This window comes from Neorhizobium sp. LMR1-1-1.1 (genome assembly GCF_040675795.1).
GTDB classification, from domain to species: domain Bacteria; phylum Pseudomonadota; class Alphaproteobacteria; order Rhizobiales; family Rhizobiaceae; genus Neorhizobium; species Neorhizobium cellulosilyticum.
This window is the reverse complement of the sequence record NZ_JBEGHE010000001.1, coordinates 581,563-594,340: the sequence shown is the minus strand read 5'-3', so window position 1 is coordinate 594,340 and position 12,778 is coordinate 581,563. Positions and strand designations below refer to the sequence as shown.

Here is a 12,778-nt window from a genome sequence, read left to right as displayed (position 1 = left end):
CCGCGGTTGCCCAATCAACGCCAGAAGCTGGGAATGGTTTCCGCCAACCGCGGCCCGATCCGGATGGGCTCGATCTTTTCGGCAAGCCCGGTCGAATCCGAAATCTCGATCCCGAGACCGCAAAGCGTCGCCGGTCCATGCGCCGCCTCGAACCGGCCCTTAGGCATTTTCGAGATGAAGCGGTTGAGCGGCTCTTCCTTCTCCATTCCCAGAGACGAGTCGTAGTCACCGCACATGCCGGCATCCGACATGTAGCCGGTGCCGCCGTTCAGGATCTGGCAATCGGCAGTCGGCACATGGGTATGCGTGCCGACAACGAGCGAGGCGCGCCCGTCGACGAAATGCCCAAAGCACTGCTTCTCGCTGGTCGCTTCTGCGTGGAAATCGAAGATGATCGCGTCGGCCTGCTCCTTCAACGGAGCAGCATCAAGGATTGCCTCGGCGCTCTTGAAGGGATCGTCGAGTTCCGGATGCATGAAAACCCGGCCCATGATGTTGGCAACGAGGATGCGCGCACCATTGCGGGCATAATAGAGACCCGACCCCTTACCCGGCGTGCCGGCAGGATAGTTGGCAGGTCGCAGGAACTGGTCGTGGCGACCGGCAAAAGTCACCGCTTCCTTCTGGTCCCAAACGTGGTTGCCGGTGGTGACGACATCAGCGCCGGCATTGATCGTCTCGAGAAAGATGTCCTCGGTGATGCCGAAACCGCCGGCCGCGTTCTCGCCGTTGACGATGACGAAATCGAGCTTCAGGTCGGAAATCAGGCCCGGCAGTTTTTCCCATACGGTCGTGCGGCCGGTCTTGCCGACCATGTCACCTAGAAAGAGAAGGCGCATTCCTATCCAATCTTTACAATGGCCTCATCGGACAGATCGCGAAAACCGCTTTCCGTCAGGATCCCGTGAAGCCTTATATCATGAGGTTCGTCGGGAACTGATGCCACTTCCTGGCAGTCGAAAGCAATGCCGATCAGCCGTGGATTGCAGCCTTTTTGCTGCAAACGGTAAATTGCGCGATCATAATAACCGCCACCATAACCGATCCGGTGGCCTCTGCGGTCGAACGCCGCAAGCGGCACCAGCATGATCTCGGGGTCGAGTTCGGCCGCGTCCAACCCCGGCCCGACCGTGCCGAAGACACCCGCGACAAGCTCGGCGCCGGGTGTCAGTTCGCGAAAAACGATGGTTTCCTTATCGAGTACAACGGGCACACAAATCCGCGCCCCGCGTTGTCTCAGGAGATCCATAAGAGGACGGACATCCACCTCGGAGCGGATCGGCAGGAAGCCGGACACGAGCGTTCCGTCGTTGAGATAGATCGCCGCCATGCCATGCGATGCCAGCGACAGGCTTTTCTCCACGCGCTCCGCAGCACTGAGCGCATCGCGCGCCGCGAGCCTTTCGGCCCGCAGCGACGCCTTGATCGATCGGCCGGCCATCAGGCCTTGTCGCCCGAGCGCGAGACCAGCAGCTTGTCGATACGCCGACCGTCAAGATCGACGACCTCGAAGGTCCAGCCATGCGTCGTGAAGCTTTCGCCGAGTTCCGGCAGGTGCTTCAATTCGTCAAGCACGAAACCGGCAACGGTCTCGTAACCCGGATCTTCCTCGATAGAGATCCCCATCTGCGCCCCGAACTCATCCACCGGCATCCAGCCGGCGATCAGGTAAGAACCATCGTCCCGCACCACGATTGCAGGCTCTTCGGTCGCGTCTTCCTGGAACACACCGGTGATTGCCTCCAGCACGTCGCCGGAGCTGATGATGCCTTCGAAATGACCGTATTCGTCATAGACAAGCACCATATGCGCCGGTGCCTTCCTGAGCGCCTGGATGACGTCGAGAGCGCCGGTCAGGTCGGAGACGACGGGAGCCTCGCGCATCGCGAGCTGAACATCGAACTGCTTTCCGCCGGCCATGAAATCATAGGCGTCCTTGACGAACAGAACGCCTATGATCTCGTCGGAACTGCCCTTGCGAACCGGAAGGCGGGAGCGTGTCGTGGCGCGAAGCTGGGCGCGGATTTCCTCCGGCTCGTCCTCCGTATCGATCACCTCGACATCGCGGCGCGGCGTCATCAGGCCGCGGGCGGTGCGGTCGGCCAGGCGCATGACGCCCGAAATCATCTCGGACTCACCGCTTTCGATGACGCCGGCGCTCTGCGCTTCAGCAAGAACGGTGCGGATTTCCTCGTCCGTCACCTTGTCTTCGGACTCGCCCTTCTGACCGAGTATGGCCAGCACGAAGCGGCCGGAAATATCAAGAAACCAGACGATGGGCGCGCCGATCATTGCCACGAGCTTCATCGCAGGCGCGACGCGGGCGGCAACAGACTCCGGCGCGCGAAGCGCAATCTGCTTCGGCACCAGTTCGCCGAGGATAAGCGACATATAGGTGATGACGACAACGACACCGCCGACACCAAGCCAGTCGGCAAGGTTCTCGGCCATGCCTTGTGCCTCGAGCCATGAGGTCAGGCGCGTGCCGAGGGTTGCGCCTGAAAATGCGCCGGAAAGAACACCAACCAGCGTGATGCCGATCTGAACGGAAGAGAGAAAACGACCTGGGTCTTCGGCAAGCTTGATGGCTGTGGCCGCACCGCGATTTCCCTGCTCTGCCATAACCTTGAGACGGATGGGGCGGGATGAAACAACGGCAAGTTCCGACATCGCAAGAACACCATTCAATATGGTGAGTGCAACGACGATAAGGATTTCGGTTAACAAAAGGTGCTCTTAGGCTGGGACAATATCCTGCGCACAAAACGTTGACCGCTTGCGGCGGCTGCCGTTGATTTCATGATGTGATCTCGCGCGCAGTTCGGAAAACCGTCAGCCGGTTCTCGGAACTGCGCACCTTCACCTGTGAGCAGAAATCATAAGGTCGGCTTGCGTCTATTGCAATGGCTGGAACAACTGATGTCTGCCGCCGATCAAATAGAGAGATCGATCGTCATCTCCGCACGTGTGCCTTTTGGCCGCTCGACGTATTGAATGGCCGATCCGAGCGTGGACGCCATTGACTTCACGATCCGGCTTCCAAGACCTGTTCCCCTGACGACGTCGCCTTCTTTCCAGCCGATCCCGTCATCCTCGACAGCAAGCAGCGCCTTGTCATCCGGCTGACGTGTCAGAAGGACGCGTACTTCGCCATCAGTTCCCGGTTCATAAGCATATTTCAACGCATTGGTCAGAAGCTCGGTGACGATCATGCCGACGGAAACTGCGCGATCCGACGTCAACATTACCTCGTCGGCCGAAAGATGGATGGTCGCCCCCTGACGGTCGGTGACCGTTCCTTGCACCTCGTTGACCAGCGTGCCGAGATACTTGTCCATCTCAACCTGCCGCACGTCATCGGATGTGTAGAGGCTACGGTGCATGCCGGCGATTGCCGCAATCCGAGCCTGTGTCTCGGCAAGCGCTGCCTTCACGTCCTCGTTCTTGCTGCTTCCGGCCTGGAGTCGGATCATCGCCGCGACCAGAGCTAGACTGTTTGCTACGCGGTGATTGACCTCCGCCAGCAGGATTTCGGCTCGTTCCTTGCCGATGCGGATTTCCTGGTCGGCCTTTTCCTTCTCGCGCCACAGATCTGCGGTCGAGATCGCCTGGCCGATCGCATTCTGCATCAGCGGCAGGAACTCGTCGCCGACGGTCTTGATGACATAATCGGATGCGCCGTTCTTCATTGCCTCGATGGCGATCGTCGCTTCGCTGGAACCGGTGACGTAAATGACCGGCGCCGAACAGCCACGCCCCTGCAGGCGATGGAAGATATCCATACCGGTCTCGGCGCGGAGATAGTGGTCTAGAACGATCGCATCGATCCCGCCCTTTTCGAACGCCGCCATGGCGCTTTCCCCGTCGACGGCAGTGACGACATTGTAACCGGCGCGTCCGAGATGGCGTTCCGCGAGACGGGCCAGAGCGACATCGTCGTCAACATAAAGGATCGTTCGCGGCATATCTTCTCATCATTGTCCGGGTATCTGCATCACCGAAAAGAACAGACCCAGCTGTCGAATGGCGTGTGCAAAACTATCGTAATCCACTGGCTTGGTAATGTAGACATTCGCGCCGAGATCGTAACAGCGCTGAATTTCACGCTCGTCGTCCGTCGTCGTGAGGATCACCACGGGCAGTCGTTTTGCATGAGGGTTGGACTTCACCTTCTCAAGGATGTCAATACCCGACATATCCGGCAGATTGAGATCGAGAAGGATAAGAAGATGCCGATCGCTGCTGGCCATGCCCGAGCGGTCGGCACCGAGAATGAAATCGAGCGCATCGGTACCATTGGTAAAAGGCACGATATCGTTGCTGACGCCGGCCCGGCGCACATTTTTTTCGATCAGGCGGGCATGCCCTTCGTCATCTTCGATCATGACGATGGTGACTTCCTTGCCGGCAGCTTTCATGGCCCGCTACTCCTAACATACTGGGACAGATCCATGGGCAGACGGATGACAAATGTCGATCCTCCCCCCAATGTGGAGGTCACAGTAATTTCCCCGCCTAAATTTCTGACTAACGAGCGCACATGCGCAAGCCCGATCCCCTCGCCCGGCTTATCCTGCACCCCGGCCCGGCGAAAAAGTTCGAAGACGCGTTCATGGTCTTCCGGCGCGATCCCGCGACCATTGTCCGCCACCTCTATCCGGACGGCACTGCGCCCCATCGGGAATGCCTTCACGGAAAGGTTGAGCGGTCGCTCCGGATGTTTGTACTTTACCGCATTGTCGAACAGGTTGCCGAAAATCTGCTCCATGGAGAACCGGTCAGTCAAAAGACCACGGGCTGCGCCCACGGAGATGCTTACCTCGCCGCCGGAATCGCTGACCTGGTGATGAACGCTTGCGGCCGTCGTCTCCAGCATTTCGCCGAGATCGATGCGTTCAGGTTTCAGCTCGCGGCGGCCATCGCGCGAAATCTTCAGGATGGCGTTGATCAGGGCATCCATCTTCTTGGTCGATGACCGGATGAACCCGATCGCCTCCGGTAGATCCTCCTCGACGGCAAGCCGCGCCTCGCGCACCTCGTCTTCGCTTGGGCGCGCCTCATCGGCCAGCACATAGGCACTGATCGACTTGAGAGACGCATCGAGTTCGCTGGTAAAGCCCATGATATTGACGAGAGGAGCCCTCAGGTCATGGGAGACGATATAAGCGTAACGCTGGATTTCACGATTGGCCTGTATCAGGTCTTCGGTGCGCTCGTTGACCCGTTCCTCAAGCCCGACATTCAGCTCCTCGACCTCCGCCCGGGCATGAGCGAGTTCACGCACATGCTGCATCACGACGGCAATTGCGCCGCCGACGACCAGGATGATCAGCAGTCCGCCGCCAAGTGTCACATATTGCAGCGATCCCGCGCTTTCGCGGATTTCGCCGATACCGTTGATCAGATGCCCGTCCAGTTCCTGCACGACATCGCCGATCGCCTGCCGAAGCTGCTGCATGACGACGAAGCCGGACTCATTGCGCACGATGGCAACGGCATCCGCCACCTTGCCCTCGCTGGCAAGATTGAGCGTCGACTGCATCTCCGTCACCTTTTCAGCGATCAGGCGACGGATATCCTCAAGCGGCACGTTGACCGTATTCTGATTTTTGGAAACGCGCTCCAGCCGCTCGACCTGACTCGGCAACGCTTCGAGCGCCTTTTGGTATGGCTCGAGAAAGGCCTCGTTTTGCACCAGAAGATAACCGCGCTGGCTCGACTCAGCAGAATTCAGCAGAACCAGCATGTCAGCCGCGACAGAGCGCACCGCCCTCAGCTTAGTCACTTCATCGAAATAGGTCCGCGTCATGCCTGCAAGGAAGAAGGACGACAGGACGATAGCAACGAGCAGTGCAGCACCGATCAAAAGCATGAAGAGCGAAGACCGGGCAAACTTGTTATTGGCAAAGAGCATGAAGAGGAACCGTCGATTGAACTGGGCGGAATGAACTTGGCCGCAACGCCGGCATTGTCAATGCATATCCGGCAAGCGCCGGACTGCATCAACGACAATCTAAAAAAGGAAAGCGCGATCCGCGGCGACCGATGGATGTTTACGATCCTGGGTGCCTACAAACGTAGGTGGGCGCCATATGTCCAAGCCCACGGGCCTGGTCAGGGACAGCTCCCTTTGGATCGAGTATGGCCCCAGGGATTGTGGTTCCTGTCGGGAAGCGCAGAACGCGACCAGAATATATGTGCGATCCTCGGGCAGCGCCAGTAGCCAGGGATCGAATTTTTGTAAGTATCAATTGATCTCGGCAGGTGTGCGCCCGTTGAGCTTTGCCGCAAGCCCTTCGATCCGCGCAGCAAGCTCGCCGATCGTAGAGACCAGCACCTGCTCGTTGCGCTGTTGCACCTCGATAGATCCGTCGCGATTGGACCGCAGGGAAGCCAGTTCCGCCTCGAGAGCCGAAACCTTACGCGTCATTTCGGACAGTTCGTCCATGATCATGATGCCGGCCATGACGGTGATCCTCAGATCGCCGATTTCGCCGAACTGCCCCTTGAGGTGGCCGACATAGCGGTCCAGCCGGTCGGCAAGCTGGGTCAGGTGATCTTCCTGCCCCTCCTCGCAGGCCATTCGATAGGCCTTGCCATCGATCGTGACTGTAATCTGAGCCATCAAATTCTCCCGTCAGCGATCAAGCACGGCGCGGATCGTTTCCATAGCCGTCACCAGTCGACGCGATACTTCGCGATTGACTTCTTCCAGCCGATTGGCGCGAAATTGCGACTGATCGAGCTCCTGTGCCAGACGGGCACGATCTGCATGGACGCGACGAACTTCGCTATCGACGTCGCGGCTCTCGCGCTGACGTTCGATACGGGCATCCACGGCATTTTCGAGACTGCCCACCGCTGCGCGCAGTTCCGAAAGCGCCACCTCAACCGTCTTTTCTGCCGGCATCCATCATATCCCGTGAGAATGCGAAGAAGACCGAATCGTGCAGCCAAACCTCGCCATTAGGTAAAACAGATTAAGCACCGCTTGAAAGCCGGTCAACAAACCACCACCCTCTGTGCGTCATCGACTTGTGGATCAATCACCTTATATCGTTTTTGCACACATCTGCCCAAACAAACGGCGACCTGTCGCAAACCTGCTCAATATGTAATAGCTATAGCCCCACATTTGTTGACTTGCGCGCGCCACCTGATAAGGATCAGGCGCTCCCTCAAATGGCCCTCCAAACGGGCCTCTGACCGACACTCGGATACAGTGGATTAGCCATGACTTCTCGCGAACAAAACGACCGGATGGCGAATGCGATCCGTTTCCTTGCCATGGATGCCGTCGAAAAGGCGAATTCCGGCCACCCGGGCATGCCGATGGGCATGGCCGACGTGGCAACGGTCCTGTTCTCCAAATATTTGAAGTTCGACCCGACGAAACCGCACTGGCCGGACCGCGATCGCTTCGTGCTGTCGGCCGGCCACGGTTCGATGCTTCTTTATTCGCTGCTGTATTTGACCGGTTATGAAGACATGACCGTCGAGGACCTGAAGGGCTTTCGCCAGCTCGGCTCCAAGACCGCCGGTCATCCGGAATACGGCCACGCCACCGGCATCGAGACCACCACCGGCCCGCTCGGCCAGGGCATCGCCAATGCCGTCGGCATGGCGATTGCCGAACGCAAGCTGCGCGACGAATTCGGCGCCGACCTGCAGGATCACTATACATACGTGATCAACGGCGATGGCTGCCTGATGGAAGGCATCTCCCACGAAGCCATCGCGCTTGCCGGCCACCTGAAGCTCAACAAGCTCGTCCTCTTCTGGGACAACAATTCGATCACCATCGACGGCGCCGTTTCGCTGTCGGACTCGACCGACCAGATCGCCCGCTTCAAGGCCGTTCACTGGCACACGATCGAAATCGACGGCCATGATCAGGCAGCCATTGCCGCCGCGATTGAAGAAGCCCACAAGTCCGACAAGCCGACCTTTATCGCCTGCAAGACGGTGATCGGCTTCGGCTCTCCGAACAAGGCCGGCAGCCACAAGGTTCACGGCTCCCCGCTCGGTGCGGAAGAAATCGCTGCAACTCGCAAGGCGCTGAACTGGGAATACGAACCCTTCGTCGTCCCGAACGATGTCCTGTCCGAATGGCGCGCCGCCGGCACCCGCTCGGCAGACGCCGTCAAGGCATGGGAAGGCCGCCTCGAAAAGTCCGACAAGAAGGCCGAATTCGACCGCCGCTTTGCCGGCGACCTGCCGGCAGGCTTCGACGCTGCGATCAGCGACTACAAGAAGAAGCTCGCCGAAACCAAGCCGACGGTCGCAACCCGCAAGGCTTCCGAAGACGCGCTTGAAATCATCAACGGCTTCCTGCCGGAAACGCTCGGCGGCTCCGCCGACCTGACGCCGTCGAACAACACCAAGACCAGCCAGATGATCTCCGTCACGCCGACGGATTTCTCCGGTCGCTATATGCACTGGGGCATCCGCGAGCACGGCATGGCGTCGGCCATGAACGGCATCGCGCTGCATGGCGGCCTGATCCCTTACGGCGGCGGCTTCATGATCTTCTCGGATTATTGCCGCCCGCCGATCCGCCTGGCATCCCTGATGGGTATCCGCGTCATCCACGTCCTGACGCATGATTCGATCGGCGTCGGCGAAGACGGCCCGACCCACCAGCCGGTCGAACAGATGGCCTCGCTGCGCGCCATCCCGAACCTGATGATGTTCCGCCCGGCCGATGCCGTCGAAACTGCCGAATGCTGGCAGATCGCCGTCTCGACCAAGGATCGTCCGTCGGGTCTTGCCCTCACCCGCCAGAACCTCACCACCGTTCGCACCGAATATTCGGAAGAGAACCGTTCGGCCAAGGGCGCCTACACACTCTCCGGCAATGCCGATGCTAAGGTCACGATCTTCGCATCCGGCTCGGAAGTCGAACTGGCAGTAGCTGCGGCAAAGACGCTCGGTGAAAAGGGCACGACCGTTCGCGTCGTCTCGGTTCCCTCGACAGAACTCTTCTTCGAACAGCCGGATGCCTACCGCGCCGAAATCATCGGCAAGTCCCCGGTCAAGATCGCCGTCGAAGCCGGCGTTCGCGAAGGCTGGGATGCCTTCATCGGTCCGGAAGGCACATTCATCGGCATGAAGGGCTTTGGCGCTTCCGGCCCGGCCAAGGATGTCTTCAAGCACTTCGGCATCACGGCTGACGCTGTCGTCGCTGCCGCCGAAGCAAAAATTTAATGCTACCGACTGCCCTAGATCAAAGTAGGGCAGTCACAACCCGCGTTAGAACGTAGCCCCATTATCAGGGAGTAAAGCTCATATGACTGTAAAGGTTGCCATCAACGGCTTCGGCCGTATCGGCCGCAACGTCCTCCGCGCCATCGTCGAATCGGGTCGCACCGATATCGAAGTCGTTGCCATCAACGACCTTGGCCCGGTTGAAACCAATGCCCATCTGCTCCGCTACGACTCGATCCACGGCAAATTCCCGGCCGAAGTGAAGGTTGACGGCGATACCATCACCGTTGGCGGCGGCAAGCCGATCAAGGTTACCGCGATCAAGGATCCGGCAACCCTGCCGCACAAGGAACTCGGCGTCGACATCGCGCTCGAATGCACCGGCATCTTCACCTCCCGTGAAAAGGCTGCCCTGCATCTGACCGCCGGCGCAAAGCGCGTCATCGTTTCGGCTCCGTCCGACGGCGCAGACCTGACCGTCGTCTTCGGCGTCAACCATGACGCCCTGACCAAGGACCATCTGGTCATCTCCAACGCGTCGTGCACCACGAACTGCTTGGTTCCGGTCGTCAAGACGCTGGATGACGCCGTCGGTATCGACCACGGCTTCATGACCACGATCCATTCCTACACGGGTGACCAGCCGACGCTCGACACCATGCACAAGGACCTGTACCGCGCCCGCGCTGCGGCCCTGTCCATGATCCCGACCTCGACCGGCGCCGCAAAGGCAGTTGGCCTCGTTCTGCCGCACCTCAAGGGCCGCCTCGACGGCACCTCGATCCGCGTGCCGACCCCGAACGTCTCGGTTGTCGACTTCAAGTTCGTTGCCAAGAAGAACACCACGGTTGCCGAAATCAGCGAAGCCATCAAGGCTGCTGCAAACGGCAAGCTGAAGGGCATCCTCGGCTACACCGAAGAGCCGCTGGTTTCCCGCGACTTCAACCACGACAGCCATTCCTCGATCTTCGCGATCGACCAGACCAAGGTGCTGGAAGGCAACTTCGTCCGCGTTCTGTCCTGGTACGACAACGAATGGGGCTTCTCCAACCGCATGGCCGACACCTCCGTCGCAATGGCAAAGCTCATCTGATCGAGCCGATACGAATGAAGAAAGGGGCGCCTCGAGCGCCCCTTTTTTATTGCATCAGAGACACGTCGTCTCGATAGTCGCCCTCACCCGCACCGTACCATAACCATCATTGGCGATACCGCTGCAGAGATCGTACCATTCGCAGCCGCGACAGGCTTTCCGCGATTGTCCCTCGGTAAAGGCTTTTCGCATTCTAGCAAGCAACCCCGGATGCAGATCGATCCGCGCACCCGCCGACAAGCGCATCTCCAGCAGATCCCCGATATCCGCCGCCGCCTGCGCATCACGGACACGCACGCTGTCACGAAAACAATGCGGTTCAGGCTCGCACAAAAGTGCTGCGCAAATGTCGTCCGGACCGTCGACGACGAGAACATCCTCGCCGCTCGATAGCCGTTTGGCGATACGATCGTAGTTGGCGACAAAACCCGGCGTGTATCCTTTGCCCACATATGTGAGCAGGCAAAGGAGATGATGCGGTCTCAGCCGAACCGTCATGCAGCAGGCTTGGTCCTGCCTCGCGCCAGCAGACGCAGGATCGCCGCGCCGAGCGCGGATTTCAACCCGGCGCCGACGAGGAACGGCAGCACTCCGAACAGAAAAGCCTTCTGCGCCCCGATCATAAAGGCCAGCACGGCACCGCCGATAACAAGGCACAGAAGATTGGCGACCAACATCGCCACGAACGCCAGAACCGGGCGATGACCGTTCCAACCCTTCTCCGCCAGAAAGCCCGTGACGGCTGCGATGACGGGGAAGGAAAACAGATAACCGGACGTCGGCCCGACGAAAACATGAAGTCCGCCTGCCCCGTTGGCCAGAACCGGCATGCCCATGGCAGCCTCGGCAAGCCATGCGACAACCGTCGCCGCCCCCAGACGCCAGCCGTAAAGCGCACCGATCAGCGTGACAGCCAGGGTCTGCATGGTGATTGGCACGGGGATCATCGGCACCGAGACGTAGGAAGATGCGGCAAGTATCCCAGTGCCGAGCACGATAGCCAGGCCACGCAGGACGAGCGGAGCATTCTGCAGATCAAGCGGGCTGAAGGCAGGCTTGGCAGTGCGGGTAGAAGCGTAGTTCATGCGGATCTCCAAATTATAGATAATTTAAGGAATCTATAGCTAATGAGTCCACAGACCACACGAATTGACAAGCCATGAAATTCACGGTCAGCAAAACGCCTTGAAATTGCGAAGGAATTTTAGCTTTTGCGGGGGCTTGGGCCGACCCACTGCACATGCCGCGCAAGAACCGAGGCGGCCTGATCCACATCCCCGGCCCTCAGCGCGGAGAGAATGGCACGATGATCCCGGTCCGTTGGCGCTTCCCACTCGGCCCGCCATCCCGAAAACAACAATCGCGCACCGACCACCTGCAGGTCGTCGATGGACTTCAACAGGCGCGGCATGCCGCAAGGGCTGAGGATCAGACGATGAAAACTCCGGTTTGCCTCATCCCACGCCTGCACATCGGCAGCCTTTTCGCCGGCATGGTTCGCAGCCTCGGCCGCATCCAGAATGGCCCTCGTCAGATGCGGCGCAGCATGGCGCAAAGCCAGCACTTCCAGGGCGGCGCGCATTTCGGCCACCTCTTTTACCTCGTCGAGACTGAAGCCCGCAACCCTCACCCCCCGGCGCGGCTCGCTGACAACCAGGCCCTGCGCCTCCAGCCGCCGAAACGCCTCACGCACAGGCACATGGCTGGCCCCGAACTCTTCGGCAATATGATCCTGCCGAAGCCGTGCCCCGGCGGCAATCACGCCGGTAACGATACGCTCGGCAAGCTCTCGACTGATACGCGAGGCAATCGTGTCTGATTTGGCTGTCGTCATGAATTATAGATAATTGATGAGGACGTAACCGTCGAGCGCTGAACCACCATCACGTGGACGCGAGCGCCATCCTTGCACACATATTCAATACTTTAGCACATCAATCATCCCCGCCCTCCCGACCTGCATTTACAATCCGCCCGCCTCCATCGCCGGAGTGTTTCGCGAGACGTTCGCAGGCAGGCGGCGGCCGGCGCTTTCGTCTGCCCCATTACGTGCGGCAAGGACGAGAGGGGCGAAACGCATGGAGCGTCCGGCGTCGTCAAAACCGGCCCCTCCTATCAAGCCCCCCCCCGGCGACCATGTCGGGTTCGGTTGAGCCGTCCAAGTGTGGGTAACCACATGCAGCCAGGCGAGAAGATCACCCGTAGGACCGGAAGTCCCGATACCAGCCGAAGGCCACGCGAATGCGGAGCCGCCTTATCTACCCAATCGAGGTTCCGCATTTGCGTGGGCTCTCCGTTCTCTGAAAAGCTGAAAGCACCAAGGGGTAAGACCGTCTTTTTTCCACCCTGCCCTTCTCTTGCCGGATTTGTTCCTGCCTATTGCTGAGAGTGACGATTCGCTCCGGCTCGCGCCGGATCTGCCCCCGCCCCGACAGATGCCCCGCGACCGAAAACCGGTTTCGCGACCAGCACGTGCTG

The 12,778-nt window shown here is 59.6% G+C and carries 13 protein-coding genes and 1 other RNA gene; 2 read left to right on the top strand and 12 right to left on the bottom strand.

The window, feature by feature from the left end; translation table 11 throughout:
* Positions 1-14: 14 nt before the first annotated feature.
* The 9 genes from MRBLMR1_RS02635 to MRBLMR1_RS02595 all read right to left on the bottom strand — a co-directional run bounded on the left by MRBLMR1_RS02635 (position 15) and on the right by MRBLMR1_RS02595 (position 6,910).
* On the bottom strand, positions 15-839 hold the full coding sequence (locus tag MRBLMR1_RS02635; protein WP_148143597.1) for a TIGR00282 family metallophosphoesterase: 825 nt from the start codon (positions 837-839) through the stop codon (positions 15-17).
* Positions 840-841: 2 nt separating this feature from the next.
* Positions 842-1,441 carry a 5-formyltetrahydrofolate cyclo-ligase gene (locus tag MRBLMR1_RS02630; RefSeq protein WP_148143595.1) on the bottom strand — a complete coding sequence of 200 codons (600 nt, stop codon included), beginning with the start codon at positions 1,439-1,441 and terminating at the stop codon, positions 842-844.
* Positions 1,441-2,727 (bottom strand): hemolysin family protein, encoded by a 1,287-nt coding sequence (locus MRBLMR1_RS02625; protein ID WP_148143593.1) that lies wholly within the window; start codon positions 2,725-2,727, stop codon positions 1,441-1,443. Before MRBLMR1_RS02625 ends, MRBLMR1_RS02630 begins: the two co-directional genes overlap by 1 nt.
* A 206-nt stretch (positions 2,728-2,933) precedes the next feature.
* Entirely contained in the window at positions 2,934-3,965 is a 1,032-nt protein-coding gene (locus tag MRBLMR1_RS02620) for a sensor histidine kinase (RefSeq protein WP_148143591.1), read from the bottom strand.
* 9 nt (positions 3,966-3,974) lie between these two features.
* A complete protein-coding gene (locus MRBLMR1_RS02615; protein ID WP_148143588.1) occupies positions 3,975-4,418 on the bottom strand; it encodes a response regulator in 444 nt (147 codons plus the stop codon).
* Positions 4,415-5,914 carry a sensor histidine kinase gene (locus MRBLMR1_RS02610; RefSeq protein WP_500063591.1) on the bottom strand — a complete coding sequence of 500 codons (1,500 nt, stop codon included), beginning with the start codon at positions 5,912-5,914 and terminating at the stop codon, positions 4,415-4,417. Before MRBLMR1_RS02610 ends, MRBLMR1_RS02615 begins: the two co-directional genes overlap by 4 nt.
* 112 nt (positions 5,915-6,026) lie before the next feature.
* Positions 6,027-6,185, bottom strand: a non-coding RNA gene (gene ssrS / locus MRBLMR1_RS02605) — 6S RNA.
* Between the two features lie 62 nt (positions 6,186-6,247).
* Positions 6,248-6,625, bottom strand: coding sequence for a cell division protein ZapA (locus MRBLMR1_RS02600; protein ID WP_148143584.1), 378 nt, complete (start codon positions 6,623-6,625; stop codon positions 6,248-6,250).
* 12 nt (positions 6,626-6,637) lie between these two features.
* Complete coding sequence (locus tag MRBLMR1_RS02595) at positions 6,638-6,910, bottom strand: DUF4164 domain-containing protein (protein ID WP_148143582.1); 273 nt, start codon at positions 6,908-6,910, stop codon at positions 6,638-6,640.
* A gap of 323 nt (positions 6,911-7,233) precedes the next feature.
* Here MRBLMR1_RS02595 and tkt point away from each other — a divergent pair, with 323 nt between their 5' ends.
* Positions 7,234-9,207, top strand: a complete 1,974-nt coding sequence (gene tkt, locus MRBLMR1_RS02590; RefSeq protein WP_148143580.1) for a transketolase — start codon at positions 7,234-7,236, stop codon at positions 9,205-9,207.
* Between the two features lie 82 nt (positions 9,208-9,289).
* Positions 9,290-10,300: a type I glyceraldehyde-3-phosphate dehydrogenase gene (gene gap / locus MRBLMR1_RS02585; protein ID WP_148143578.1), complete on the top strand. Its 1,011-nt coding sequence runs from the start codon at positions 9,290-9,292 to the stop codon at positions 10,298-10,300.
* 54 nt (positions 10,301-10,354) lie between these two features.
* Here gap and MRBLMR1_RS02580 read toward each other — a convergent pair whose 3' ends face one another.
* The 3 genes from MRBLMR1_RS02580 to MRBLMR1_RS02570 all read right to left on the bottom strand — a co-directional run bounded on the left by MRBLMR1_RS02580 (position 10,355) and on the right by MRBLMR1_RS02570 (position 12,134).
* Positions 10,355-10,798: a DUF1284 domain-containing protein gene (locus tag MRBLMR1_RS02580; RefSeq protein WP_148143576.1), complete on the bottom strand. Its 444-nt coding sequence runs from the start codon at positions 10,796-10,798 to the stop codon at positions 10,355-10,357.
* The gene (locus MRBLMR1_RS02575) at positions 10,795-11,385 is read right to left on the bottom strand and encodes a biotin transporter BioY (RefSeq protein WP_148143574.1); all 591 of its coding nucleotides are present in this window, start codon (positions 11,383-11,385) and stop codon (positions 10,795-10,797) included. The genes MRBLMR1_RS02580 and MRBLMR1_RS02575 overlap by 4 nt, the downstream gene beginning before the upstream one ends.
* Before the next feature lie 119 nt (positions 11,386-11,504).
* Positions 11,505-12,134, bottom strand: coding sequence for a GntR family transcriptional regulator (locus MRBLMR1_RS02570; protein WP_148143572.1), 630 nt, complete (start codon positions 12,132-12,134; stop codon positions 11,505-11,507).
* Positions 12,135-12,778 lie beyond the last annotated feature (644 nt).